This is a genomic window from Pseudomonas sp. ANT_H12B, from assembly GCF_008369325.1.
GTDB lineage: Bacteria > Pseudomonadota > Gammaproteobacteria > Pseudomonadales > Pseudomonadaceae > Aquipseudomonas.
In genome coordinates this window covers 416,171-441,620 of record NZ_VOBI01000002.1, presented here as the reverse complement: position 1 = coordinate 441,620, position 25,450 = coordinate 416,171, and the positions used below count along the sequence as shown (strand labels likewise).

At 59.4% G+C, this 25,450-nt stretch carries 22 protein-coding genes; 11 read left to right on the top strand and 11 right to left on the bottom strand.

Going from position 1 to position 25,450, the window contains the following annotated elements; all coding sequences use genetic code 11:
• The first annotated feature begins 128 nt into the window (after window positions 1–128).
• The 10 genes from FQ185_RS04920 (at window position 129) to FQ185_RS04875 (ending at window position 11,093) form a co-directional block, all read left to right on the top strand.
• Window positions 129–590 (top strand): Lrp/AsnC family transcriptional regulator, encoded by a 462-nt coding sequence (locus FQ185_RS04920; RefSeq protein ID WP_149416517.1) that lies wholly within the window; start codon window positions 129–131, stop codon window positions 588–590.
• A 220-nt stretch (window positions 591–810) separates the two neighbouring features.
• Window positions 811–2,493, top strand: a complete 1,683-nt coding sequence (locus tag FQ185_RS04915) for an NAD(P)/FAD-dependent oxidoreductase (RefSeq protein ID WP_149416516.1) — start codon at window positions 811–813, stop codon at window positions 2,491–2,493.
• Between the two features lie 12 nt (window positions 2,494–2,505).
• A complete protein-coding gene (locus FQ185_RS04910; RefSeq protein ID WP_149416515.1) occupies window positions 2,506–3,300 on the top strand; it encodes a carbon-nitrogen hydrolase family protein in 795 nt (264 codons plus the stop codon).
• A 48-nt stretch (window positions 3,301–3,348) separates the two neighbouring features.
• The gene (pqqF, locus tag FQ185_RS04905; protein ID WP_149416514.1) at window positions 3,349–5,772 is read left to right on the top strand and encodes a pyrroloquinoline quinone biosynthesis protein PqqF; all 2,424 of its coding nucleotides are present in this window, start codon (window positions 3,349–3,351) and stop codon (window positions 5,770–5,772) included.
• A 155-nt stretch (window positions 5,773–5,927) separates the two neighbouring features.
• A complete protein-coding gene (gene pqqA / locus FQ185_RS04900) occupies window positions 5,928–6,002 on the top strand; it encodes a pyrroloquinoline quinone precursor peptide PqqA (protein WP_009045898.1) in 75 nt (24 codons plus the stop codon).
• A gap of 72 nt (window positions 6,003–6,074) precedes the next feature.
• The gene (pqqB, locus tag FQ185_RS04895; RefSeq protein WP_149416513.1) at window positions 6,075–6,986 is read left to right on the top strand and encodes a pyrroloquinoline quinone biosynthesis protein PqqB; all 912 of its coding nucleotides are present in this window, start codon (window positions 6,075–6,077) and stop codon (window positions 6,984–6,986) included.
• A gap of 143 nt (window positions 6,987–7,129) precedes the next feature.
• Window positions 7,130–7,882 carry a pyrroloquinoline-quinone synthase PqqC gene (pqqC, locus tag FQ185_RS04890; RefSeq protein ID WP_149416512.1) on the top strand — a complete coding sequence of 251 codons (753 nt, stop codon included), beginning with the start codon at window positions 7,130–7,132 and terminating at the stop codon, window positions 7,880–7,882.
• A complete protein-coding gene (gene pqqD, locus FQ185_RS04885) occupies window positions 7,879–8,154 on the top strand; it encodes a pyrroloquinoline quinone biosynthesis peptide chaperone PqqD (RefSeq protein ID WP_149416511.1) in 276 nt (91 codons plus the stop codon). The genes pqqC and pqqD overlap by 4 nt, the downstream gene beginning before the upstream one ends.
• A 16-nt stretch (window positions 8,155–8,170) precedes the next feature.
• Window positions 8,171–9,301: a pyrroloquinoline quinone biosynthesis protein PqqE gene (gene pqqE, locus FQ185_RS04880; RefSeq protein ID WP_178113494.1), complete on the top strand. Its 1,131-nt coding sequence runs from the start codon at window positions 8,171–8,173 to the stop codon at window positions 9,299–9,301.
• Window positions 9,267–11,093 (top strand): S9 family peptidase, encoded by a 1,827-nt coding sequence (locus tag FQ185_RS04875; RefSeq protein WP_149416509.1) that lies wholly within the window; start codon window positions 9,267–9,269, stop codon window positions 11,091–11,093. Before pqqE ends, FQ185_RS04875 begins: the two co-directional genes overlap by 35 nt.
• A 132-nt stretch (window positions 11,094–11,225) precedes the next feature.
• Here FQ185_RS04875 and FQ185_RS04870 read toward each other — a convergent pair whose 3' ends face one another.
• On the bottom strand, window positions 11,226–11,384 hold the full coding sequence (locus FQ185_RS04870; RefSeq protein WP_007904205.1) for a YqaE/Pmp3 family membrane protein: 159 nt from the start codon (window positions 11,382–11,384) through the stop codon (window positions 11,226–11,228).
• A 206-nt stretch (window positions 11,385–11,590) separates the two neighbouring features.
• On the bottom strand, window positions 11,591–12,874 hold the full coding sequence (locus FQ185_RS04865; RefSeq protein WP_149416508.1) for an aspartate aminotransferase family protein: 1,284 nt from the start codon (window positions 12,872–12,874) through the stop codon (window positions 11,591–11,593).
• 169 nt (window positions 12,875–13,043) lie between these two features.
• On the opposite strand from FQ185_RS04865, the gene FQ185_RS04860 reads away from it, so the two are divergent.
• Window positions 13,044–13,973 (top strand): LysR family transcriptional regulator, encoded by a 930-nt coding sequence (locus FQ185_RS04860; RefSeq protein ID WP_149416507.1) that lies wholly within the window; start codon window positions 13,044–13,046, stop codon window positions 13,971–13,973.
• 229 nt (window positions 13,974–14,202) lie between these two features.
• Here the strand turns inward: FQ185_RS04860 and FQ185_RS04855 are convergent, their stop codons facing one another.
• From FQ185_RS04855 to bioF, 9 genes are all read right to left on the bottom strand, one after another.
• Window positions 14,203–15,981: an acyl-CoA dehydrogenase C-terminal domain-containing protein gene (locus FQ185_RS04855; RefSeq protein ID WP_149416506.1), complete on the bottom strand. Its 1,779-nt coding sequence runs from the start codon at window positions 15,979–15,981 to the stop codon at window positions 14,203–14,205.
• A gap of 187 nt (window positions 15,982–16,168) precedes the next feature.
• A complete protein-coding gene (locus FQ185_RS04850; protein ID WP_149416505.1) occupies window positions 16,169–17,965 on the bottom strand; it encodes an acyl-CoA dehydrogenase C-terminal domain-containing protein in 1,797 nt (598 codons plus the stop codon).
• A gap of 90 nt (window positions 17,966–18,055) precedes the next feature.
• Window positions 18,056–19,345, bottom strand: coding sequence for a GGDEF domain-containing protein (locus tag FQ185_RS04845; RefSeq protein ID WP_149416504.1), 1,290 nt, complete (start codon window positions 19,343–19,345; stop codon window positions 18,056–18,058).
• 198 nt (window positions 19,346–19,543) lie between these two features.
• The gene (locus FQ185_RS04840) at window positions 19,544–21,349 is read right to left on the bottom strand and encodes a phenylacyl-CoA dehydrogenase (protein WP_149416503.1); all 1,806 of its coding nucleotides are present in this window, start codon (window positions 21,347–21,349) and stop codon (window positions 19,544–19,546) included.
• A gap of 277 nt (window positions 21,350–21,626) precedes the next feature.
• On the bottom strand, window positions 21,627–21,923 hold the full coding sequence (locus FQ185_RS04835; protein WP_149416502.1) for a pyrroloquinoline quinone biosynthesis protein PqqE: 297 nt from the start codon (window positions 21,921–21,923) through the stop codon (window positions 21,627–21,629).
• 131 nt (window positions 21,924–22,054) lie between these two features.
• Window positions 22,055–22,735 (bottom strand): dethiobiotin synthase, encoded by a 681-nt coding sequence (bioD, locus tag FQ185_RS04830; protein WP_149416501.1) that lies wholly within the window; start codon window positions 22,733–22,735, stop codon window positions 22,055–22,057.
• Window positions 22,732–23,544: a malonyl-ACP O-methyltransferase BioC gene (gene bioC / locus FQ185_RS04825; protein ID WP_149416500.1), complete on the bottom strand. Its 813-nt coding sequence runs from the start codon at window positions 23,542–23,544 to the stop codon at window positions 22,732–22,734. The genes bioD and bioC overlap by 4 nt, the downstream gene beginning before the upstream one ends.
• On the bottom strand, window positions 23,537–24,268 hold the full coding sequence (locus FQ185_RS04820) for an alpha/beta fold hydrolase (RefSeq protein ID WP_149416499.1): 732 nt from the start codon (window positions 24,266–24,268) through the stop codon (window positions 23,537–23,539). Before FQ185_RS04820 ends, bioC begins: the two co-directional genes overlap by 8 nt.
• The gene (bioF, locus tag FQ185_RS04815) at window positions 24,261–25,439 is read right to left on the bottom strand and encodes an 8-amino-7-oxononanoate synthase (protein ID WP_149416498.1); all 1,179 of its coding nucleotides are present in this window, start codon (window positions 25,437–25,439) and stop codon (window positions 24,261–24,263) included. Before bioF ends, FQ185_RS04820 begins: the two co-directional genes overlap by 8 nt.
• Between the last annotated feature and the right edge of the window lie 11 nt (window positions 25,440–25,450).

Sequence of the window (25,450 nt, the reverse complement as noted above, 5' to 3'; positions counted from 1 at the left end):
CTAGTTACTTATGGCAAATTGTCGCAGGTAGAAATGGCATGAACGGTACTAAGACTAGATCAAACATCCACTGCGCGGGATGTGCCTGTAACATGCGTACCCATTGATTTGTGCCGCTGGAGACACCCTTGCCTGACACTCGCCCGCCCGTTCTTGACGAAATCGACCGCCAATTGATCGCGGCCCTGCAGATCAATGCCCGCGAGAGCGTAGCCACGCTTGCTCGGCAATTGGGCATCGCTCGCACTACCGTCACTTCGCGGCTGGCGCGCCTGGAAAAAGCAAAGGTCATCACCGGTTACGGCGTGCGTTTGGGTCAACGCGTGGTGGATGGTGGATTGCAGGCGTACGTCGGGATTACCGTGCAGCCGCGCTCGGGCAAGGAAGTGCTGCGTCGGCTGAGCGCGATGGCTCAGGTGCAGCAACTGTGTGCGGTGAGTGGCGAATTTGATTACGTGGCGTGGTTGCGTACTGATTCGCCGGAGCAGCTGGATCAGTTGCTTGATCAGATTGGCAGTGTCGACGGGGTGGAGAAGACAACGACGTCGATCATCTTGAGTAGCAAGATTGATCGGGGGCAGCCGGTTTGAGTTTTTGCCGATAGCTCTTTGGTGTCTGGGAGGGCCTCATCGCGAGCAAGCCCGCTCCCACATTGACGGTGTGCAGGAATCTATCGTCATTCTGATCAAACAATTAGCAAAACGACGACACTTTGCGTCTTATTAACGTGTTCTACGCTCTCTAGAATGGCTGCCATCTTTTCCTATACTCAGATGCGCATTCCGCGTCGGGTCGCCAGCAAGGTCAGCCATGAACAAGAACAATCGCCATCCTGCAGACGGTAAAAAACCAGTCACCATTTTCGGCCCGGATTTTCCTTTCGCCTTCGACGACTGGATCGAGCACCCAGTTGGCCTGGGCAGTATTCCTGAGCACAACCACGGTGCCGAAGTCGCGATTGTCGGCGCCGGCATCGCAGGTTTAGTAGCTGCGTACGAGTTGATGAAACTGGGCCTCAAGCCTGTCGTCTACGAAGCCTCGAAAATGGGCGGTCGCCTGCGCTCCCAAGCATTCAACGGTGCTGAAGGCATCATCGCCGAGCTCGGCGGCATGCGTTTCCCGGTGTCATCCACTGCGTTCTATCACTACGTCGACAAGCTCGGCCTGGAAACCAAACCTTTCCCGAACCCGCTGACCCCCGCTTCGGGCAGCACGGTGATCGACCTGGAAGGCAAAACCCATTACGCACAGAAACTGGCGGATCTTCCTGCACTGTTCCAGGAAGTAGCCGACGCCTGGGCGGATGCACTGGAGGCCGGCTCGCAGTTCTCCGATATTCAGCAAGCCATCCGCGACCGCGATGTGCCACGCCTCAAAGAGCTATGGAACACCCTCGTTCCGCTGTGGGACGACCGCACGTTCTATGACTTCGTTGCCACTTCCAAAGCCTTCGCCAAACTCTCGTTCCATCACCGCGAAGTGTTTGGCCAGGTTGGTTTCGGCACCGGCGGCTGGGACTCGGATTTCCCGAATTCGATGCTGGAAATCTTCCGCGTAGTCATGACCAACTGCGACGATCACCAGCATTTGGTGGTCGGCGGCGTTGAACAAGTGCCGCTGGGCATTTGGCGTCACGTGCCGGAACGCTGCGTGCACTGGCCTGAGGGCACCAGCCTCAGTTCACTGCACAGCGGCGCGCCACGCTCCGGCGTGAAGAAAATCGCCCACGCAGCGAACGGCCGATTTACGGTCACCGACAACTACGGCGACACCCGCGAATACGCAGCGGTGCTGACCACCTGCCAGAGCTGGCTGCTGACCACCCAGATCGAATGCGATGAAACGCTGTTCTCGCAGAAGATGTGGATGGCCCTGGACCGCACCCGCTACATGCAATCGTCAAAAACCTTCGTGATGGTCGACCGCCCGTTCTGGAAGGACAAGGATCCGGAAACCGGCCGCGACCTGATGAGCATGACCCTCACTGATCGCCTGACCCGTGGCACGTACCTGTTCGACAACGGCGACGACAAGCCCGGCGTGATTTGCCTGTCCTACTCGTGGATGAGCGACGCGTTGAAAATGCTTCCGCATCCGGTGGAAAAACGCGTGAAGCTGGCGCTGGATTCGTTGAAAAAGATCTATCCGAAAGTCGACATCGCCGCACGGATCATTGGCGATCCGATCACCGTGTCCTGGGAGGCCGATCCGCACTTCCTCGGTGCGTTCAAAGGCGCCCTGCCCGGCCACTATCGCTACAACCAGCGCATGTACGCGCACTTCATGCAGGCTGACATGCCGGCCGAGCAGCGCGGCATCTTCATCGCCGGTGATGATGTTTCGTGGACGCCTGCGTGGGTCGAAGGCGCGGTGCAGACCTCGCTTAACGCGGTGTGGGGCATCATGAAACACTTCGGCGGTGAAACTCACGCCGAGAACCCGGGTCCAGGAGATGTGTTTAACGAGATCGGCCCGATCGCCCTGCCCGAGTAAGAGGAATCCCGAATGCGCGTAGCCCTTTACCAATGTCCACCGCTGCCCCTGGATGTCGCAGGTAATCTGCAACGTCTGCATCAATTGGCGCTGGAGGCCAAGGGCGCGGATTTGCTGGTGCTGCCGGAGATGTTTTTGACCGGTTACAACATCGGCGCCGATGCGGTCAGTGTGCTGGCGGAAGTGCACAACGGTGAGTCGGCGCAACAGATCGCGCGCATTGCCAAGACGGCCGGGATCGCCATTTTGTATGGCTACCCCGAGCGCGCCGAGGACGGGCAGATCTACAACGCCGTGCAGTTGATCGATGCCAATGGCGAACGCCTGTGCAACTACCGCAAGACTCACCTGTTCGGCGAACTTGATCACTCGATGTTCAGCGCCGGGCCAGATGAGTTTCCGCTGGTTGAACTCAATGGCTGGAAGCTCGGTTTCCTGATCTGCTACGACCTGGAGTTCCCGGAAAACGCGCGACGCCTGGCTCTGGCGGGCGCCGAGCTGATCCTGGTGCCAACGGCGAACATGATTCCTTATGACTTCATTGCCGACGTCACCGTCCGTGCGCGAGCCTTCGAAAACCAGTGTTATGTGGCCTACGCCAACTACTGCGGCAACGAAGGCGAGATCCAGTATTGCGGCCAGAGCAGTATTGCCGCACCGGATGGCAGCCGGATTGCTCAGGCCGGCCTCGATGAAGCATTGATTGTCGGTGAGCTGGATCGCCAGTTGATGGTCGACTCCCGTGCCGCCAATCGCTACCTCCTCGATCGCCGGCCCGAGCTGTACGGTGAGCTGAACAAGCGCTGATCACCCGTTATCCGCTAGCATTAGCGCTTCTCTGTTCTGGAAGTGCTCATGCCTGCGCTGAATCACCCTCGCCCTCACACTGAAACCCTGGCCAACGGCCTGCGGGTGACGCTGCGTCATGCGCCCGAGTTGAAGCGCTGCGCGGCTGCGTTGCGGGTCTCCGCTGGCAGCCATGATGTGCCGCTGGCCTGGCCCGGACTGGCGCATTTCCTGGAGCATTTGCTGTTTCTCGGCACGAAGCGCTTTCCTGCGGCACAAGGGCTGATGGCCTACGTCCAGGGTCATGGCGGGCAGGTGAATGCGCGAACCAGTGAACGCACCACGGACTATTTTTTCGAACTACCGCCTCAGGCTTTTAGCGGTGGGCTGGAGCGTCTGTCAGACATGCTCGCCCATCCGCGTATGAATCCGGACGATCAGCGGCGGGAACGGGAAGTGTTGCACGCAGAATTTGTTGCATGGTCCCGTGATGCGGCCGCCCAGCAGCAATTCGCGCTGTTCGATGGGATTTCGGCGGCTCACCCGTTGCGCGCGTTTCATGCCGGCAACCGCTACAGCCTGCCGGTGCCGCAACCAGAGTTTCAGCAAGCGTTGCAGGATTTCTATCAGCGGTTTTATCAGACTGGGCAGATGTCTTTGAGCCTGGCCGGGCCGCAGAGTCTCGATGAATTGAGGGTCATGGCCCTGAGCTTTGAAACCGAGATTCCTGTAGGAGAAAAAACCCGGCAACAAGCGCCTCCACCTCTGATGGATTCTTCGGGCAACAGTTATCAACAGGCCGGTGAGCATCGACTGGATGTGCTGTTTGCCTTCGAAGCGCTGCCCGATTCATCTCCCGAAGCGCTGGCGTTCCTTTGCCATTGGCTGAACGCCACAAAACCCGGTGGGCTGCAGTCTGAATTGCGAGAGCAGAGGTTGGCTGACAACCTGAAAGCTGTGCCGCTTTATCAGTTCGCCGGACAAGCCTTGTTGCACATCGAGTTCACACTGCCGGCCAACGCGACGCAATCGAAGATCCGCAAGCAGCTACTGGATTGGTTGGGGTTCTTTACCTCTCGGCAAGACTGGGCTGGATTGCGCGACGAATACACCGCCCTGCTCCAGCGCCAACAACAAGTCAGCGGTGCCTTGCAATTGGCGCGACTGGATAGCGAACAGCGTGAAAACAGGTTATCCGACTCCGGCGTTACTGCCCTGAAGGACATCCTGAAACAAATCGGCGCTGTGGATAACTTCAGCGGCCCATGGCAACTACCGACACCCAATCCGTTTTTACGTACAGAACCTCCGGTCACCCATGCCGGACTGATTCGTGGCCAAACCAGCAAACACCGAGGCCTGCGAACGTTTGCCCAGGACCGTTCGCGCAACCGTCGAGAAAGTTCTGCGATGCAGTTCAGTCAGGCATTGCCGGATAACACTGATGAAGGCGCGATTTATCTGCGCTGGCGACTGGACTCGGCACCTCGTAGCAACCTTCAGGCAAGCCTGGAAAACCGTCTGCAACCATTGCGTGAAGATGCTCGTCAGGCGGGAGTCGATTTTTCCTTCAGTGCATCAGGAAATGAATGGCTGTTGAAGTTGACGGGACTACAGGAAGCGATGCCGATCGTCCTCGAACATGCGCTGAAAGAACTGACAAAACCTGTCGCCGGTTTCTCACAGGAAGTCCCGGCGCTGATGCCGATTCGACAGCTGCTCAAAGCGCTGCCCGATTATTGCCTCGAGCGCACAGCCGACTCGGACGACTTGACGCAACTTTGGTCGAGCGCACGCTGGGATGGTCTGGCGACCGGGCTGTCCGCCCAGACACAAGCGGCGATGGGCTTGGCACTGAGTCGAGTGCCTGGCACGGCGGACAATCAGCCACCATCGCCCTCCTCGATCAACTCACAGCATCTGTGGAGCACTATCGATACCGGCTCCAGCGAACACGCGTTGTTGCTATTTTGTCCGACGGCAACCCAGGACATCTCCGACGAAGCTGCCTGGCGCTTGCTTGCTCACGTTTGCCAAACGCCGTTCTACCAGCGCCTGCGGGTAGAACTGCAACTTGGCTATGCGGTGTTCAGCGCCCTGCGGCAAATTCATGGGCAGACCGGGCTGCTGTTCGGCGTGCAATCACCGAGCGTCGCGCCTCTGGATCTGCTGGAACACATCGAACATTTCCTGAACGGATTGCCGGTGATGATCGACGGCATTGATGACGCGACCTTCATTGGCCAACGCCAGGCACTGGCCGATCAATTCGACAGCGCGGCGCTCCCCAATGCGCAGGCCGCCGAACTACTCTGGCAGGGCAAACTGGCCGGCCACTCGTCGGATTATCTGACGCAACTGCCTCGGGCGACGCTGATGGTCGACCATCAGGCCCTGTTGGCTGCTGCCCGGCGCCTGATCAACGCCGAAGGCGGCTGGCGCTGTCTGGCCAGCGGGCCTTGCCCGAACTCGCCTTGGCAAGCGACAAAATGATCATTACCGGTGCTGCAATTAGCTTTCTCAAAGATTCACGGCCAATCACCCTGAAATTTTGAGTAACATAGCCACCTAACTATCTGAACATCTCCGACTGGAGGTGGACTATATGTATAGATCTCAACTGTCCCATCACCTGAAGGAGCGCTCCTATGTCCTGGTCCAAACCTGCTTACACCGACCTGCGTATCGGCTTTGAAGTCACCATGTACTTCGCAAGCCGCTAAGTTTGTCGCGTGGTTCAGCGCCTCGGTCTGCCGAGGCGTTTTTATTTTCAGTATTCAAATGATGGAGCGGCCATGTTTGTCCAGATTCTAGGTTCCGCCGCCGGCGGCGGTTTCCCCCAGTGGAACTGCAACTGCGTGAACTGCGCAGGTTTTCGCAACGGCAGCCTGCGGGCCCAGGCGCGTACCCAGTCGTCCATCGCGATTTCCGATGACGGCGTCAATTGGGTGCTGTGCAACACCTCACCGGACATTCGCGCCCAGCTCCAGAGTTTTACCCCGATGCAACCGGGCCGCGCCCTGCGCGACACCGGTATCAGCGCGATCATCCTGATGGACAGCCAGATCGACCACACCACCGGCCTGCTCAGCCTGCGCGAAGGTTGCCCACATCAGGTCTGGTGCACCGACATGGTCCACGAAGACCTGAGCACCGGTTTCCCGTTGTTCACCATGCTGACCCACTGGAACGGCGGGCTGACCTGGAACCGCATCGAACTCGACCGCAGTTTCACCATCCCGGCCTGCCCGGGCCTGCGCTTCACGCCATTGCCCCTGCGCAGCGCCGCACCGCCTTACTCGCCACACCGTTTCGACCCGCATCCGGGCGACAACATTGGCCTGATCGTCGAAGACCTGAACACTGGCGGCAAACTGTTCTACGCACCGGGCCTGGGCAAGGTTGACGCGCCGCTGCTCAAGATCATGGCCGGCAGCGATTGCCTGCTGGTGGACGGCACGATGTGGGATGACGACGAAATGCAGCGTCGTGGCGTCGGGACCCGCACCGGTCGGGAAATGGGCCACCTGGCGCAGAACGGCCCCGGCGGCATGCTGGAAGTGCTGGAACAACTGCCCAAACAGCGCAAAGTACTTATCCACATCAACAACACCAACCCGATTCTCGATGAGGATTCGCCGGAGCGTGCGGAACTGGCGCGGCGCAATGTTGAAGTGGCGTATGACGGCATGAGTATTGCGCTGTAAGAAGCCCAGACCGCTGCGCGGTCTATCGCGAGCAAGCTCGCTCCCACAGGGATTTGTGGTAACCCCATCCAATGTGGGAGCTTGCTCGCGATGAGGCCAGACCAGACACCAAGAATCCACCGGTTGTTACCCGGAGAACCGAAATGACTGACACCGCAATGTCCCCCGCCGAATTCGAAGCCGCCCTGCGCGCCAAGGGCGCCTACTATCACATCTATCACCCCTATCACGTGGCGATGTACGAAGGCCGGGCAACACGCGAGCAGATCCAGGGCTGGGTCGCCAACCGGTTCTACTATCAGGTGAACATTCCCCTGAAAGACGCCGCAATCCTCGCCAACTGCCCGGACCGCGAGATACGTCGTGAGTGGATCCAGCGTTTGCTGGACCACGACGGCGCCCCTGGCGAAGACGGCGGCATCGAAGCCTGGCTGCGTCTGGGTCAAGCCGTCGGCCTCGATCCGGATCAGCTGCGTTCCCAGGAATTGGTCCTGCCCGGCGTACGTTTCGCCGTGGACGCCTACGTCAACTTCGCCCGCCGCGCCAGTTGGCAGGAAGCCGCCAGCAGCTCGCTGACCGAGCTGTTCGCGCCGCAAATCCACCAGTCGCGCCTCGACAGCTGGCCGCAGCACTACCCGTGGATCGATCCGGCCGGCTACGAGTATTTCCGTACACGTCTGGGCCAAGCGCGCCGCGACGTGGAACACGGCTTGGCGATCACTTTGCAGCACTACACGACGCGGGTCGGCCAGGAGCGCATGCTGGAAATTCTCCAGTTCAAACTGGACATTCTTTGGAGCATGCTCGATGCCATGAGCATGGCCTATGAACTGAATCGCCCGCCGTATCACAGCGTGACCGAGCAACGGGTCTGGCATAAAGGAATTACCTTATGAGTTTCGATCGCAGCAAGACCCCAACTTGGCGCCAGGGCTACCGCTACCAGTACGAACCGGCGCAAAAAGGTCATGTGTTGCTCTACCCGGAAGGCATGATCAAACTCAACGAAAGCGCTGCGCTGATCGGCGGTCTGATCGACGGTGAGCGTGATGTCGCGACGATCATTGCCGAACTGGACGCGCAGTTCCCCGGCGTGCCCGAGCTCGGTGAAGACATCGAGCAATTCATGGAGGTCGCCCGTGCTCAGCACTGGATCGAACTTGCCTGATTCCGCAGCAGTCAAGTTGCCGTCAAAACCCGAAATCGGCTTGCCGCTGTGGCTGCTGGCCGAGCTGACCTATCGCTGCCCGCTGCAATGCCCGTACTGTTCCAATCCGCTGGATTTCGCTGAACAAGGCAAAGAGCTGAGCACCGAGCAGTGGATCAAGGTGTTCCGCGAAGCGCGGGAGATGGGCGCGGCGCAGTTGGGCTTTTCCGGCGGTGAACCGCTGGTGCGCCAAGACCTTGCCGAGCTGATCGCCGAGGCGCGCAAGTTGGGTTTCTATACCAATCTGATCACCTCTGGCATCGGCCTGACCGAGCAAAAAATCAGCGACTTCAAGAAGGCCGGCCTGGACCACATTCAGATCAGCTTTCAGGCCAGCGACGAGCAGGTGAACAACCTGCTGGCCGGCTCGAAAAAGGCCTTCGCGCAGAAGCTGGAAATGGCCCGCGCAGTGAAGGCCCACGGCTACCCGATGGTGCTGAATTTCGTGACCCATCGGCACAACATCGACAAGATCGACCGGATCATCGAGCTGTGCATTGCCCTTGAGGCGGACTTCGTCGAACTCGCCACTTGCCAGTTTTACGGCTGGGCGCAGCTCAATCGGGTTGGTCTGTTGCCGACCAAGGAACAACTGGTCCGCGCCGAGCGGATCACCAACGAATACCGAGCCAAACTGGAAGCCGAAGGGCATCCGTGCAAACTGATTTTCGTCACGCCTGACTATTACGAAGAACGCCCGAAAGCCTGTATGAACGGCTGGGGCAGTATTTTTCTGACCGTCACGCCGGACGGAACCGCCCTGCCCTGTCACGGTGCCCGACAGATGCCGGTGCAATTTCCCAACGTGCGCGACCACAGCATGCAGCACATCTGGTATGACTCGTTCGGCTTCAACCGCTTTCGCGGTTACGACTGGATGCCCGAGCCGTGCCGTTCCTGCGACGAGAAAGAAAAGGACTTCGGCGGCTGCCGCTGCCAAGCGTTCATGCTCACGGGTGACGCGAGCAACGCCGACCCGGTGTGCAGCAAGTCGGAACATCACGGCGTGATCCTCAAGGCCCGCGAAGAAGCCGAGCACGCGACCCAGACCATCGAACAACTGGCCTTTCGCAATGAACGAAATTCACGACTCATCGCTAAAAGCTGAACCCCTCAGCGCTGCCAAGGCTGTTGCGGCCGGCATCGATTTCGCCGAGTTACAGGTCGGCCGACATGGCCTGTTCTGGAACGAGTACCGCCCCGAAGACGCCGCCTGCCGAATCTGGCATTGGCGCGAAGGGCAGGCTGTTTGTCTGACACCGCCGGGTTTCAGTGCGCGTAGTCGGGTGTACGAATATGGCGGCGGTGCGTTTTGTCCGACTGATGACGGGGTGGTTTTCGTCAACGAGGCAGACCAGCAGCTTTACAGCCAATCGTTGCAAGGCGAAACGCCTGAGGTGCTGACTTCAGGTGAATGCCGTTACGGCGATCTGCAGTTTGCCAACGGGCAGGTGCTTGCGGTCGAAGAAAACCGCAACCGGCACCGTCTGGTTGCTATCGATCTTGCTGACGGTGCGCGCCATTCGTTGGCCGAAGGGGCGGACTTTTACGCTGCGCCGACACTGAGCCCGGATACCCATCGCCTGGCTTGGATCGAATGGAGCCGCCCCGACCAGCCATGGACCGCGACCCGCCTGATGGTTGCCGAACGCCAGAGCGAGGGTGGTTTTGGTCCGCCGCGTTGTGTGGCTGGCAACGTGTCAGAAGAATCGCTGCAACAACCCAGATTCGATGAAGGCGGCCGTCTGTATTGTCTGACGGATCGTGGCGGTTACTGGCAGCCCTGGGCTGAGTCGACGGAGGGTCTGAAGCCGTTGCCCAGTGCCGCAGCCGATCACGGGCCCGCGCCCTGGCAGTTGGGTGGCAGCACCTGGTTACCGCTGAGCGAGGACACTTATCTGGCCAGCTGGACCGAAGGCGGTTTTGGTCGCCTGGGTCTTTGCGGTGGCGCCAGTGAAGACTTCACCGGCGACTACAGCCGATTCCGCCACCTCGCCCTGGATGAGCAGTTCATTTATTGCATCGCGGCGTCGCCTGTCAGTTCGTCGGCGGTCATTGCCATCGACCGCCAAACCCGGCAGGTCAAGGTGTTGGCTGGCGGTGTCGCGCCGTTGCCGGCCGAACAGATCAGCGTTCCACAAACCCTGCGCTACCCGAGCGGTTCAGGTGAGGCTCACGGTTTCTTCTACCCGGCGATGACCGGGAACGCGAAACCGCCGCTGGTGGTGTTCATCCACGGCGGCCCGACCTCGGCTTGCTACCCGATGCTCGATCCGCGCATCCAGTACTGGGCACAACGCGGCTTCGCCGTGGCTGACCTCAACTACCGGGGCAGCAGCGGCTACGGTCGCGCCTATCGACAGGCGCTGCATTTGAGTTGGGGCGAGGTTGATGTGGAAGACGCTTGTGCCGTGGTCGCCTATCTCTGCGAACGGGGGTTGATCGATGGCGACAAAGCGTTTATTCGCGGCGGCAGTGCGGGCGGTTACACCACGCTTTGCGCATTGGCTTTCCACAAGGTATTTCGCGCGGGTGCCAGCCTGTATGGCGTGAGCGACCCCGTCGCATTGGGCCGCTCAACTCACAAGTTCGAAGGCGATTATCTGGATTGGCTGATCGGCGACCCGGTGCAGGATGCCGAGCGCTATGCCGCACGAACGCCGCTGCTGCATGCGGGCAACATCAGCGTGCCGGTGATTTTCTTTCAAGGCGAACTGGACGCCGTGGTCGTGCCGCAACAGACCCGCGACATGGTCACGGCGCTGCAGGACAACGGCATTCTGGTCGAAGCGCATTACTACGCGGACGAGCGTCACGGCTTTCGCAAGGCCGGCAATCAGGCCCATGCACTGGAGCAGGAGTGGTTGTTTTATCGGCGGGTGATGGAATTAGTGGACTGAAGTCCGCGCTCATCGCAGGATTTGTGGCGCCTCATTCGCGACAGGCTCGCTCCCACAGGGATTTCTGTACACCACAGATCTATTGTGGGAGTGAGCCTGCTCGCGAAAGCAATCTAACTGGCTCTGCGAAACTCAGCGCTTGGCGATGATGTACACCGCATGCACGATCCCTGGAATGTAACCGCACAACGTCAGCAGAATATTCAGCCAGAAAGCCCCGGCGAATCCGACTTGCAGAAACACACCCAGTGGCGGCAACAGAATGGCGATGATGATTCGAATAAAGTCCATGGGACAGCTCCTGGTTGGGGTTGGCTCGTGTGAACCATACAACTAATCGACCAATACCGTTCGTCAGGGTTCAGTAACGTCATCCGAACGTCGAACCTCCACGGTGAATTGAGCCGACAAAAAAACGCCCCACACCAAAAGAATCAGGCATGGGGCGACGCGTTATACCGCGAGACGGTTCGGGAATTCGTGTAGGGCGGGTCTGATCAGACGGCAATCCCTTTGCGGCACTGCAGTTGCGCAGTACGCACACGAGAAAAGGCGCGGGCCAGACGCAGGAGCATTTCGTCGATGTTGGCCTTGCTGACGGTGAGAGCGGGCGTAAAGCGCAGGCAATCGGGTTGTGGAGTATTGATCAACAATCCTTCGTACAACGCAGCTTTGACCACAGCGTCAGCAGAATCGTCGGACAGGGTGAGGCCCCAGAGCAGCCCTTGCCCGCGCAATTCACCGTGACCATAGCGATGGGACAAACGCTCCAGGCCCTCGCGCAGGTGCTGACCGGTCTCTCTCACATGATCGAGAAAGCCCTTGTCCTGGACGGTATCGAGCACGGCAAGTCCGGATGCTGTCATCAGTGCATTGCCATGATGGGTACCCATCAGTTCGCCAACGTCGAAACAGCAAGCCCTGCCTCGCGCCAGCAAAGCCGCCAATGGCACGCCACCGCCCAACCCTTTGCCGAGGATGACGATATCTGCCCGCACGCCGTAGGACTGTTCAGCGAGCAAGGTGCCGCAACGACCGACACCGGTTTGCACTTCGTCGAAGATCAGCAGAATGCCAAGGTCACGACACAGGCGCTCGACACCTTTGAGGTAATGCTCGGTGGCCGCAATCACCCCGGCTTCGCTCTGGATCGGTTCAAGCATGATTGCCACGGTCTGAGCATCCACTGCCGCATGCAACGCGGGAAGATCATTGAACGGAACGTGACTGAAGCCCGGAAGCTGCGGCTCGAAACGATTAGTCAGATTCGAACTGCCCGAGGCTGAAATCGTCCCCAGACTACGGCCATGGCAACCCTGACGGGCAACGATGATTCGTGAAGCACCACCGCGATGCCGCTGGCCCCATTTGCGCGCCAGTTTGATCGCTGCTTCACAGGCTTCGCTGCCGCTGTTGAGCAGGTACGCCTGATCACTGCCGGTGCTGGCGCAGAGGCGCTCGGCGAGGTTGAGCATGCCGCGGTTATGCAGACCGAAACCGGGGTTGATCAGCGCCTGAGCCTGCGCCGCGATGGCGTTGACCAGTACCGAAGGGCTGTGACCGAGGCTGTTGGCCCCGACACCCTGTGAGAAATCCAGGTAGGCGCGGTCATCGCTGTCCCATAACCAGGAGCCTTGGCCGCGCACAAAAATCTGTTTCGGCCGCTCGACACTGGGCATCAGGCACTCGCTGGAAAGGTTGTCGTCTTTGGACGGCTGGAAGGTGTCCGCGACCAAGTCATCAAGGGTCGGTGGATTGCGACGCAAGTTGAACAAATTCATTTGATCAAACCTCGTGTGAGGTTTTTTGCCTTACCTATGTAAACACCATCGAAGTAAACGGTATTCATCGTGCTCTGTGGCCCTGTAAGCCTTGTGAATGCGGTTAGACTAGGCTCAGGCAAGGCGTTGAGCCATTTCGATTTCCCAGTATTTTCGATAAGTGTTACTTATGGATTTCAAGCAACTGCGTTATTTCGTCGCGGTCTATGAAGAAGGCCATGTGGGCCGGGCCGCCGAGCGACTTTCGATCTCCCAGCCTGCGCTGTCCCAGCAGATCCGCCACCTTGAACAAAACCTCGAGGTGAGCCTGTTCGAACGCAGCAGCAAACGCCTGCTGCCGACCCTGGCCGCCCACACGTTGTACAACCATGCCCTGCCCTTGCTCGACGGCCTGCAACGGGCGCGCGAAGCCTTGGGCAATTTCAAGGGTCAGGCGCTGCGCACGTTGGCCATTGGTGTATTGCAGACCGTGCACACCAGCCTGGTGCCGCAGATGCTCGAACGGGTACGCAAGGCGCAGCCGCATCTGGTGGTGCAGATCTATGAACTGACGGGACTGGAAATCGAGCGGCGCTTGCTCAATGGCGCTCTGGACATCGGCATCAGCTACCTGCCACCCCGTCAGCCGGGATTGCACGGCGTGATGCTGTACGAAGATGAACTGACCCTGGTCATCCCGGCGGATCATCCCTTGCGCGAATTCAAGAAAGTCTCCATGCGTCAGGCTGCCGAGTTGCCTATGTTGCTGCTGGGTGAAGAATTTCAGGTGCGACAAATCTGGCAGGCACAATTGGCAAGCCTGGGCCGACGCCCACAGGTGCAAGCTGAGCTGAATAATATGGCGGGGATTCTCGACAGCCTGCCGCACACGCGACTGGCGACGGTGCTGCCCGGGCGATCGCAACAGGCACACGGCAACAAGGAACTGTTATGGAAACCACTGAGCGAGCCACGGGTGCCGCTCAAAGTCGGTTTGGTGTGTCGGGATGTGCAGCGGCAACAGGCCTCGCTGGCGTTGTTGCGTACCTTATTGGAAGAAGTCATGAACAGGCCGGATGAGCGCTTGAATAGCCCGGCGACACTGGATGGGATGAGCTGAACACTTTTCTGCGGACAAAAGAAAACCCCGCCGAAGCGGGGCTTTGCAGACTGTTTCCCTGACATCCATTTCACTCCGCCGTCCTGGCAGAATCCTACGTGTCCGTATTGTTGCTTTGCGCTTTCCTGCGCGACGTCCATGTGAAGTAGATTAGCTGTGGATCCAATCTTCGCATAGGGGGAAAACAGCAGTACGTCATGTAAGAGAATGCTTACATGACGTTACGTTGTCAGAACTGCCCTGCGTCCAGCAGGAACAGCGACTCGCTACCGGCCTTCACCGACGCACTCAACGAGTGAATGCGCGGCAGCAGGCGGGCGAAATAGAACCGCGCCGTGCCCAGCTTGCTCGCGTAGAAATCATCCTGCGCTTCCTTGCCGAAGGCGGCCTTGGCCATCAGCGCCCACATGTAGGCGTAAGCCACGTAACCGAATACTTGCAGATACTCGACCGACGCCGCGCCGATTTCATTCGGGTTGTTTTTCGCGCGATCCAGCAACCACGCGGTCAGCTCATCAAGAGTCGTCACCGCGTCGTTCAGCGGTTTGGTGAACTCCGTCAGGTCAGCACTGGCGGTCGCGGTGAAATGGCGGATCTCGTCAGCGAACAATTGGTAGAACGCGCCACCGGTGCCGACGATCTTGCGTCCTACAAGGTCCAGCGCCTGAATGCCGTTGGTGCCTTCGTAAATCTGGGTAATACGCACGTCGCGCACCAGTTGCTCCTGGCCCCACTCGCGGATGTAACCGTGGCCGCCGAACACCTGCTGGCCGTGAACCGTGGTTTCCAGACCCAGATCGGTCAGGAACGCCTTCGCCACTGGAGTCAGCAAGGCCACCAGGTCTTCCGCACGTTTGCGGGTGGTCGCGTCTTCGCTGAACTTGGCGGTATCCAGTTGCATGGCCACGTAAGTCGAGAAGGCCCGGCCGCCTTCGTTCGAGGCTTTCATGGTCAGCAGCATGCGCCGCACGTCCGGGTGAACGATGATCGGGTCAGCGACCTTATCCTTGTTCTGCGCGCCGGTCGGCGAACGGCTTTGCAGACGGTCGCGGGCGTATTCGACGGCGTTCTGGTAAGAGCGCTCGCCGGTGGCCAGGCCTTGGATACCAACGCCCAGACGCTCGTAGTTCATCATGGTGAACATCGCCGCCAAACCCTTGTTCGGCTCGCCGACCAGATAACCCACGGCCTCGTCAAAGTTCATCACGCAGGTCGCAGACGCTTGAATGCCCATCTTATGTTCGATCGAACCGCAGCTCAAAGGGTTACGCGCGCCCAGGCTGCCATCGGCATTGACCATGAACTTCGGCACCAGGAACAGCGAAATGCCTTTCGGCCCCGCCGGTGCATCCGGCAGTTTGGCCAGCACCAGGTGGATGATGTTCTCGGTCAGGTCGTGTTCACCGCCGGTGATGAAGATCTTGGTGCCGCTGACTTTGTAGGAACCGTCGGCCTGAGGCTCAGCCTTGGTGCGGATGATCCCCAGGTCGGTACCGGCGTGCGGTTCGGTCAGGCACATCGAACCGGCCCAGACACCGGCGTACATGTTTGGCAGGTACGCGGCTTTCAGTTCGTCGCTGGCGTGGGCATTGATCGACAGGCAGGCGCCGGCGGTCAACATCGGGTACAGACCGAAGGACAGGCTGGCGGAGTTGACCATTTCTTCGACCTGCGCCGAAACGGCTTTGGGCATGCCCATGCCACCGTAGGTCGGATCGCCACCGACACCGACCCAGCCGCCTTCAGCGTAAGTCTGGTAAGCCTGTGGGAAACCGGCCGGCGTGGTGACGACACCGTCCGCCCAGTGGCAACCTTCTTCGTCAGCCGCACGGCTCAGGGGCGCGATGCTTTTGCTGGTGACCTTGCCGGCCTCTTCAAGAATGGCTTCGACCGTTTCAGCATCGACAGTCTCGGCCAGCGCAGGCAGTTCGGCCCAGAGTTTGGCGACCTCGAAAACTTCATTGAGGACGAAGCGCATATCGCGCAGGGGCGCTTTGTAGTCAGCCATGGCAAACCTCGCAAGATCTAAACAGGTGATTCGTACGAATGGTTTTTTCGTTGGGTCCGAGTGTAACCCAACAACTTTTGCGACACATAGGGTCAGCCTGTGACTGCTTTGTAATTCTTAGTCATCGACTATTCAGTCATAAAAAAACCCGCAAATACGCGGGCTCCTTTGTCACTGGTTTAACAGACTAAAGCGCAAATAACTCCGCTGGCAGCTTCATCAGGCAATCACTTCCGGCCTCTATCGCCACCCGATGAGCGGCAGTGCGTGGCAGCAAACGCTTGAAGTAGAACTCGCTGGTTGCCAGTTTTCCCCGGCAATAATCGGCATCACCGCTGCCCGCGTCGAGTTGCGCCTGGGCCACCAGCGCCATGCGCAGCCACAGATAGCCGAGGATGATGTAACCGCTGTACATCAAGTAATCCACCGACGCAGCACCGACTTCGTCGGGATTTTTCATCGCGGCCACGCCGACTTTGGCGGTCAACTCGCCCCACTGCTGATTCAGCCCATTGAGTTGCGCCACATAGCTGGCCAGTTGTGGATGCTCGGCATTCGCCACGCAGAATTTGTGGACAATCCTGGTGAAGCCACGCAGCAATCTGCCTTGACTGCCAAGCACTTTGCGCCCGAGCAAATCCAGCGCCTGAATGCCATTGGTGCCTTCGTAGATCGGTGCAATCCGGCAGTCACGAACCAGTTGTTCCATACCCCATTCTCGGATGAAACCGTGACCACCAAACACCTGCATGCCGTGGTTGGTCACTTCCAGCCCGGTGTCGGTCATGAAGGCCTTGCAGATCGGCGTCAGGAATGCCAACAGGTCTTCGGCATCCTGCCGCGCCGTTTCATCCGGGCTCAGATGGGCAACATCCAGCAACTGTGCGGTGAAGTACGTCAGCGCCCGATTGCCTTCGTTGAAGGCCTTCATGGTCAGCAACATCCGGCGCACATCGGGATGAACGATGATCGGGTCGGCGGCTTTTTCCGGTGCTTTCGGGCCGGTCAGCGAGCGCATTTGCAGACGGTCGTTGGCGTACTTGATCGCGCCCTGGAAGCTCGCCTCGCCCAAACACAGGCCCTGCATCCCGGTGCCGAGACGAGCGTGGTTCATCATGGTGAACATGCAGTTCAGGCCTTTGTTCGGCTCACCGATCAAAAATCCCTTGGCACTATCAAAGTTCAGCACGCAGGTAGCCGAGGCCTTGATGCCCATTTTGTGTTCGATCGAGCCGCAGGAAACGCCGTTGCGCTCGCCGGCTTCACCCTCGGCATCGGGTAGGAATTTGGGAACGATGAACAGGGAAATGCCCTTGGTGCCTGCGGGAGCATCCGGCAGTTTCGCCAACACCAAATGAATGATGTTGTCGCTCATGTCGTGTTCGCCGGCCGAGATGAAGATCTTGCTGCCGCAAATCGCGTAGCTGCCGTCGGCTGAAGGGACGGCGCGGGTTTTGATGATGCCCAGGTCAGTGCCGCAATGCGCCTCGGTCAGGCACATGGTGCCGGTCCATTGGCCAGCCGTCAGCTTGCTCAGGTAGGTGTTCTTCTGATCTTCGGTGCCATGGGCGTGGATGGCCGACATCGCCCCGTGAGTCAGGCCGGGGTACATGCCCCACGAGGTATTACTCGATCCGACCATTTCACTGATGACCAGGCCCAGTGAACTTGGCAAACCCTGGCCCCCATACGCCGGATCAGCTGCCAGACCGTGCCAGCCACCCTCCACGTACTGTGCGAAGGCTTGCTTGAAGCCTGTAGGCGTTGTCACCACGCCGTTGTCGAAATGGCAGCCTTCTTCGTCGCCGCTGCGATTCAACGGTGCCAGAACGTTCTCACAGAACTTCGCGCCTTCTTCGAGGATCGCATTGACCATGTCCGGGCTGGCGTCAGTGACGCCCAGCGTGGCGTAGTTGGTGTGGAAGTCGAAGACGTGGTCGATCAGAAAGCGCATGTCGCGCAGGGGAGCTTTGTATTCGGGCATGGTCGTTTCTCCGTCAGCAGATCGTTCAAACCTACTGCCGCTCACCCGCCCTCACAATCACAGTCCAGACGCTGAATGCGCCATCATCACTCAACCCGCAGCGGCGTCCATGCGCACCGCGCCACGACGGTTCTGACCGAACGCGATCACGCAGTTTCGCCCGGCCCCCTTGGCGCTATAGAGTGCCTCGTCGGCGGACTTGAGCACTTTTTCAGGGGTGCGCTGATCAAGTCGTTCGGCGACGCCAATGCTGACGGTCACCGACACACTTGAGGCGCTTGAGCTCGCGCGACGCTGTTGCCCCTGTTGATCGTCCTGGGGACGACTGTCCTGATTGCGCAGGTGAATGTTGTAGGTGGCAATGGACTCGCGGATGACTTCCAGGTGCGGCATGCATTCTTCGAGGGTCTTGCCCGCGAACACCAGAGCAAATTCCTCCCCCCCATAGCGATACGCCTTACCGCCTCCGCCGATTTTCGACAGTTTGCTGGCGACCAGTCGCAGCACCTGGTCACCCACATCATGGCCGTGGGTGTCGTTGAATTTCTTGAAGTGGTCGACGTCACTCATGGCCAGCACGTAATTGCGCCCCAGCCGCTGCATGCGCTCGTTCAAGGCGCGGCGGCCCGGCAGGCCGGTCAGCTCGTCGCGGAACGCCATTTGATAGGCTTCGTGGGCAACTGCGGCAGCGATCATCAACATCACCTGGCTGCACATGATGTTGAGGGTGAACGGCAGGATGAAGGTTTTCGGCAACATCCAGAACAACCCGAGCAAGCCCACCAACTGTGCGGCGTGCAAGGGTCGTGGGTTGCGCCAGTATTGCCAGCTCAGCAACACAAAAGCGGCGATGAACACCGGATAGGACAACTGAATGAGGCTCATCCAGGCGCCATGCAAAGCAGGCCAACGAATCTCCGACAGCCACATCAACAGCGCCTGTGGGTAACTTTGTTCCAGCCCCAGTGCCACGCTGCCAAAAGCCAATAACACGGCAAAACGCGCCACCATGTCCTGAAACAGATGGGTGCGTTCCTGCCAGGCGGCGAACACGCCAAACAATAGCGGCAGCAACAGACAACACAAATGAAAGACCACGGCGGCGTCCTCGCGGACCTTGCCGTTGTCGCGGTAGTAGTCAGTCTGGGTGTCGAGCAGAAAGTAGGCGATGTACACCGTGACCATCAGAAACAGCTCACGCTGACGTCGGTAAACCGCGCAGTAAGCACCGCCGAGCAACAGCACCAAGGTGGGCAGCACGTTGAACAGCGATGTGAAGAAGACGTTCAGATCCTTGACGTAGGCAGCCGCAAGCCCCGCAACCAGAAGTAGAAGTGACGGCAGGAAATGACTGAAACGTACTGCGGAAGAACGAGACAAGGGTAAAGCTCCGACCCGGCAAACAAGGATGGCATTGTGCCTTCTCTTCGGGCGACATGTCACATCGCCACCCTCTTTAACGGCAGCAACGGCATTCTTCTTAGCGTTTTAGTCAGGAATATTTAGGCATTGATATCGCGCACAAAAAAGCCGCTGCTCCCGAGGAAGCAGCGGCTTTATGAAGTGACGGCGTTGGGCTTAGTAACCCAGTGCGAAGTCTTCTTCTTTCATGTCCATAAGGTTGTTGGCGCCCGACAGCATGGTGACAACGTGAGTGCGGGTACGCGGCAGGATGCGCTGGAAGTAGAAACGCGCAGTCTGCAGCTTGGCGGTGTAGAACGCCTCTTCGGAAGTACCGGCAGCCAGTTTTTCTGCAGCCAGACGCGCCATGTCAGCCCAGAAGTAGGCCAGGCATGCATAACCGGAGTACATCAGGTAGTCCACCGACGCCGCGCCGACTTCTTCGCGGTCTTTCATGGCTGCCATACCGACCTTCATGGTCAGCTCGCCCCACTCTTTGTTCAGCGCAGCCAATGGCTCGACGAACTCTTTGACCGCTTCGTTGCCTTCGTTGGTCTGGCAGAACTTGTGGACGATCTTGGTGAAGCCTTTGAGCGCCTCGCCTTGAGTCATCAGCACTTTACGGCCCAGCAGGTCGAGTGCCTGGATGCCGGTGGTGCCTTCGTACAGCATCGAAATGCGGCTGTCGCGAACGTTCTGCTCCATGCCCCATTCGGCGATAAAACCGTGGCCGCCGTAGATTTGCACGCCGTGGTTGGCGGATTCAAAACCGACTTCCGTCATGAAGGCCTTGGCGATCGGCGTCATGAAAGCCAGCAGTGCGTCTGCTTTTTTCTTCTCTTCTTCATCCACGCCGTATTTGACGATGTCGACTTGCTTGGCGGTGAAGTAAACCATCGCACGGTTGCCTTCGGCGAACGCCTTCATGGTCAACAGCATGCGACGTACGTCAGGGTGAACGATGATCGGGTCAGCGGCTTTCTCCGGCGCTTTCGGGCCCGTCAGGGAGCGCATCTGCAAGCGATCGCGAGCGTATTTCAGGCCGCCCTGGAAGCCGATCTCGGCGTGAGCCAGACCTTGCAGCGCAGTGCCCAGACGCGCGGTGTTCATAAAGGTGAACATGCAGTTCAGGCCTTTGTTCGCCGGGCCGATCAGGAAACCGGTGGCCGCGTCGAAGTTCATCACGCAGGTGGCGTTACCGTGGATGCCCATTTTGTGTTCCAGGGAACCGCAGGTCACCGCGTTGCGCTCGCCGATCGAACCATCCGCGTTCGGCATGAACTTCGGCACGATGAACAGCGAGATACCTTTGGTGCCGGCCGGGGCATCCGGCAGACGTGCCAGCACGATGTGGACGATGTTGTCGGCCATGTCGTGTTCACCGGCCGAGATGAAGATCTTGGTGCCGGAGACTTTGTAGGAACCGTCAGCCTGAGGCTCGGCCTTGGTGCGCAACATGCCCAGGTCGGTGCCGCAGTGCGGTTCGGTCAGGCACATGGTGCCGGTCCACTCGCCGGAAACCAGCTTGGTCAGGTAGGCGTCTTGCTGCTCAGGCGTACCGTGCTCGGAGATCGTGTTCATCGCGCCATGGGACAGGCCCGGGTACATGCCCCACGACCAGTTGGCTTCGCCAATCATTTCGCTGACCGCCAGACCCAGAGACTCCGGCAAGCCCTGGCCGCCGTGCTCTACGTCGTGGGCCAGGCTTGGCCAGCCGCCTTCGACGAATTGCTTGTAGGCTTCTTTGAAGCCCGTCGGGGTTTTAACGCCGGACTCGCTCCAGGTGCAGCCTTCGGTGTCACCCACGCGGTTCAGCGGGGCCAGCACCTGCTCACAAAACTTGGCGCCTTCTTCGAGAATGGCGTCAACCATATCCGGAGTTGCGTCTGCGCAAGCCGGAAGGCTCTGATAGTGCGCTTCGTAGCCGAGCAGTTCGTCACGAACGAAGCGAATATCACGCAAGGGGGCCTTGTAGTCAGGCATAGCAATAAACCTCTGCTGATGTAACCGGGAATGAACGACCGCGTTGATTTGTTGTGACGGTCAAACAGTTGTTTGAAACATACGTTTACGCCCAAATCTTGTCAAGCGCCGATCTTTTGCCGTTCGTCATCACGCGTAGGGATCGCCAGACATTGAGCAACGCAACACCGTTGACAGAGCAACACGCGGTGCAGGAAAGATTAGTTGAGGGAGAAGGACTTACGCAGAAAAACGCCGCGAATAGTCGCGGCGTAGAAAGAGCGGATTCAGCGAGGGATCAAGCGAAGGTATCAATCAGCGTGCCGAGCACTTCATCGGAAGCCTTGGCGACTTTGGCGCCAAGCTCAACCTGAAACTTGCCTTGGGACATCTCGACCATATTGCTGGCCAGGCCCGACTGCTGACTGCGGTCGACCGAACGCAGACGATCGACCTGAACCTCGGAAGACTGGCTGGTCACCGAACGTTCGATCGTCGTGTTGGCGATCTGGCCAGAGGCCTGATCGACACGGTTCTGCCCTGTCTGAATAGTGCTCAGACCGGCATAGAAAGCGGTGTTTCCTGAGATTTCCATGGGAGAACTCGTCCTTGCGAAGGATCAACAGCGGCCATTGAAGCAGACCTGCTGACAAAAGGCCCGACAAAAACCCTAATGGCAGAGTGCCTTCTCATAGTCAAAACCCAAAAACCCACAGCCGGACAACTTCAGTCCAGCAGATCCAGTTGCAGATGCTCGGCCACCGCTTCGGCCGTCATCAACTTGAGTTTCGGCACCCGTCCAAGGCACGGCGCAGGAATCCGTTCGGCCAGCGTCGCGAGGTTCTCTTCCAGACGCGAAGTTTTCGGGTCGATGATATTGGCCACCCACCCCGCCAGCTGCAATCCGTCCTGAGCAATGGCCTCGGCCGTCAGCAACGCATGATTGATGCAACCCAAGCGCACGCCGACCACCAGAATCACCGGCAGATCCAACGCCATCGCGAGGTCAGACAGATTGTCCTGATCCGCCAATGGCACGCGCCAGCCACCAGCACCTTCAATCAAGGTGAAGTCCGCCTGCATATCGAGAATCTGCTGCATCGGCGCCAGCAAGGATTGCACGGTCAGTGCCACGCCGGCCTCCCGCGCGGCCAGGTGCGGAGCGATCGCCGGCTCAAACGCCACAGGATTGACCTGTGCATAAGTCAAAGGCACCGAGCACTCCGCCATCAGCGCCAGCGCATCGGCATTGCGCAAGCCCTTGGGCGTGACATCGCAACCGGAGGCCACCGGTTTGCCCGCCGCTGTGCTCAAGCCCGCTGATCGTGCAGCATGCAGCAAACCTGCGGCCACGGTGGTCTTGCCGACATCAGTGTCAGTACCGGTGATGAAATAGGCTGCGCTCATAAGGGTTTCTCCAAAACGGCGTAGACCACTTGATAAGTCGCCGGCAAGCCCTGTGCCTGACGAAACTGCTCATAAGCCTCGATCAAGCCGAGGATCCGTGCCCTGCCGGTCAAACCACCCGGCCGACCGGGGTTCAGGTTGTGCGCACCCAGCGCCTTGAGTTCATGAGTCAGGCTGCGTACATCCGGGTAATGCAGCACATGAGGACGGTTTTCCAGGCTCGCGACCTTCAAGCCGCTGCCGGCGCAAAGCTGTTGATAAGTCCCGAACTCGCGGAAGCGGTTGACGTGCACCATGCCATCCACTTGACGCCAGCTGTCACGCAGCTCAAATAACGTGCCCACGCACAGACTAGCAAACGCGAAAACACCACCCGGTTTCAGCACCCGATGCGTCTCGCTGAGCACCGAGGCGAAGTCCGAACACCACTGCACCGCCAGGCTGGAGAAGATCAGGTCGCAGGTCGAATCCTGCAAGGGCAACCGCTCGGCATCGCCCGCGATGAAATGCGTTGCACCACCCAACGGCCGGGCGTGATTGAGCATGCCTTCAGCGATGTCGAGCGCCACGCCGTGACCGGCAGGAAAACGCTCACCCAACACACGACTGAAATGCCCGGTACCGCAGCCCAGATCCAGCCAGCGACCTGGCACAAAATCACCCGGAAAACGGCTCAATAACTGGCTGCCAACATCACGCTGCAATTCGGCCACGCTGTCGTAGCTCGCCGCCGCGCGGGAAAAGGACGCCGCCACCTGGCGTTTATCGGGCAAAACGCCGGGCAGGTTGGGAAGGGATAGATCAGTCATCACCAGACTCATGCAAAAAGGCCTGGATCGCCCCCGCCACACCGTGAGGGTCTTCCAGAAGAAACGCGTGACTGGCCCGTTCAATCAGGCCGATTTCGACATCCGGCAGCAACGCCAACAAGTCCCCCGCCGCTTCAGCCGGGACCAGCCCGTCGAGGCCGGCGAACAGGTGCAATTGCGGACCGCGGAATGCTTGCAACGCTTGGCGGGTGTCCAGTTGTGCGAGGACTTCCAGGCCGCTCATCAACGCCGGGGCAGAGGAATGCGGCGCACCACCGAGCAACAGTCGCGACAACCCGCGCGGGTCTTCGGAGCCCTGAGCGCAAAGCAGCGCGAACCGCTTCAACGTCATGCGTGGATCAGCCTTGCAGCCGGCCATAAATGCGTCGAATGTTTCGCCGGGCATCGCGCTCGGCCATTGCTCATGGGCGACAAAAGAGGGATTGCTCGCCAAGGTCAGCAAGCCGCAACAACGATCACCGCGTCGCGCCGCCAACTCGGACGCGAGCATGCCGCCCAGGGACCAGCCGCCGAGCCAGACATCCTGAGGCACAGTCGAATCGAGCTCATCGAGCCATTCTTCAAGATCGCTCGATTCCAGTTCCGGCAACGGCTCAATCTCGACTCGCAGGTGTTCATCCAACCCCTGCAAGGCTGTCGCCAAAGGCTCCAGCGGCGAAATCCCGAGGCCCCAGCCGGGCAGCAGAATCAAACGATTACGCATGGCTTGGCTCCGGTCCCAGTTGTTGAAAACAATCGGCCAGTCCATTTAACAATAGCTGCACCTGCGCTTCGCTGTGGGCGGCGGTCAGGGTCACACGCAGACGGGCGCTGCCGGCGGGCACGGTGGGTGGGCGAATCGCCGTCACCATCAGGCCCCGTTCGCGCAGCATTTGCGACAGTCGAACCGCACGCCCGGCATCGCCGATCATGATCGGCTGGATCGGCGTAAAGCTGTCCATCAACTCCAGGCCGATCTGCTCGGCCCCGTGGCGGAACTGGCGAATCAACGTTTTCAGATGTTCACGTCGCCAATGCTCGGTACGCAGCAACTCAAGGCTTTTCAGCGTCGCGCAGGCCAGGGCCGGTGGCTGGCTGGTGGTGTAAATGTAGGGACGGGCGAACTGGATCAGGCTCTCGATCAACTCTTCGCTACCGGCCACAAAAGCCCCGGCCGTACCGAACGCCTTGCCGAGGGTGCCGACCAATACCGGTACATCCTCCTGACTCAAACCGAAATGCTCGACGATCCCGCCGCCATTGGCGCCCAGCGGACCAAAACCGTGAGCATCATCGACCATCAACCACGCGCCTTTGGCCTTGGCTTCCCGGGCCAGCGCAGGCAGGTCGGCAATGTCGCCGTCCATGCTGAATACGCCGTCGGTGACGACCAGGGTATTGCCGGTCGCCTTTTCCAGACGCTTGGCCAGACTCGCCGCATCGTTGTGCAGATAGCGATTGAAGCGCGAACCGGACAACAAGCCTGCATCCAGCAAGGACGCATGATTGAGCCGGTCTTCCAGCACCGTATCGCCCTGCCCGACCAACGCGGTGACCGCGCCGAGGTTGGCCATGTAACCGGTGGTGAACAACAGCGCGCGCGGCCGGCCGGTGAAATCGGCCAGGGCCTCTTCCAGCGCATGATGCGGGCGGCTATGGCCGATGACCAAATGCGAGGCCCCGCCGCCGACGCCCCATCGGGTCGCGCCGACGCGCCAGGCTTCGATCACTTGCGGGTGATTGGCCAGGCCCAGGTAGTCGTTGTTACAGAACGCCAGCAACGGCTGACCATCGACCACCACTTCCGGGCCTTGAGGGCTTTCAAGCAATGGGCGTTGGCGGTAGAGATTTTCGGCACGACGGGCAGCAAGGCGTGCGCGGAGATCGAAAGACATGCAGGCCTCGA

What these genes read in the sequence shown, in the direction of transcription:
- FQ185_RS04915 (WP_149416516.1), top strand. Translation starts at nt 811, where the DNA reads ATGAACAAGAACAATCGCCATCCTGCAGACGGTAAAAAACCAGTCACC.
- FQ185_RS04910 (WP_149416515.1), top strand. Translation starts at nt 2,506, where the DNA reads ATGCGCGTAGCCCTTTACCAATGTCCACCGCTGCCCCTGGATGTCGCA.
- pqqF (WP_149416514.1), top strand. Translation starts at nt 3,349, where the DNA reads ATGCCTGCGCTGAATCACCCTCGCCCTCACACTGAAACCCTGGCCAAC.
- pqqB (WP_149416513.1), top strand. Translation starts at nt 6,075, where the DNA reads ATGTTTGTCCAGATTCTAGGTTCCGCCGCCGGCGGCGGTTTCCCCCAG.
- pqqC (WP_149416512.1), top strand. Translation starts at nt 7,130, where the DNA reads ATGACTGACACCGCAATGTCCCCCGCCGAATTCGAAGCCGCCCTGCGC.
- pqqD (WP_149416511.1), top strand. Translation starts at nt 7,879, where the DNA reads ATGAGTTTCGATCGCAGCAAGACCCCAACTTGGCGCCAGGGCTACCGC.
- FQ185_RS04875 (WP_149416509.1), top strand. Translation starts at nt 9,267, where the DNA reads ATGAACGAAATTCACGACTCATCGCTAAAAGCTGAACCCCTCAGCGCT.
- FQ185_RS04870 (WP_007904205.1), bottom strand. Translation starts at nt 11,384, where the DNA reads ATGGACTTTATTCGAATCATCATCGCCATTCTGTTGCCGCCACTGGGT.
- FQ185_RS04865 (WP_149416508.1), bottom strand. Translation starts at nt 12,874, where the DNA reads ATGAATTTGTTCAACTTGCGTCGCAATCCACCGACCCTTGATGACTTG.
- FQ185_RS04860 (WP_149416507.1), top strand. Translation starts at nt 13,044, where the DNA reads ATGGATTTCAAGCAACTGCGTTATTTCGTCGCGGTCTATGAAGAAGGC.
- FQ185_RS04855 (WP_149416506.1), bottom strand. Translation starts at nt 15,981, where the DNA reads ATGGCTGACTACAAAGCGCCCCTGCGCGATATGCGCTTCGTCCTCAAT.
- FQ185_RS04850 (WP_149416505.1), bottom strand. Translation starts at nt 17,965, where the DNA reads ATGCCCGAATACAAAGCTCCCCTGCGCGACATGCGCTTTCTGATCGAC.
- FQ185_RS04840 (WP_149416503.1), bottom strand. Translation starts at nt 21,349, where the DNA reads ATGCCTGACTACAAGGCCCCCTTGCGTGATATTCGCTTCGTTCGTGAC.
- FQ185_RS04835 (WP_149416502.1), bottom strand. Translation starts at nt 21,923, where the DNA reads ATGGAAATCTCAGGAAACACCGCTTTCTATGCCGGTCTGAGCACTATT.
- bioD (WP_149416501.1), bottom strand. Translation starts at nt 22,735, where the DNA reads ATGAGCGCAGCCTATTTCATCACCGGTACTGACACTGATGTCGGCAAG.
- bioC (WP_149416500.1), bottom strand. Translation starts at nt 23,544, where the DNA reads ATGACTGATCTATCCCTTCCCAACCTGCCCGGCGTTTTGCCCGATAAA.
- FQ185_RS04820 (WP_149416499.1), bottom strand. Translation starts at nt 24,268, where the DNA reads ATGCGTAATCGTTTGATTCTGCTGCCCGGCTGGGGCCTCGGGATTTCG.
- bioF (WP_149416498.1), bottom strand. Translation starts at nt 25,439, where the DNA reads ATGTCTTTCGATCTCCGCGCACGCCTTGCTGCCCGTCGTGCCGAAAAT.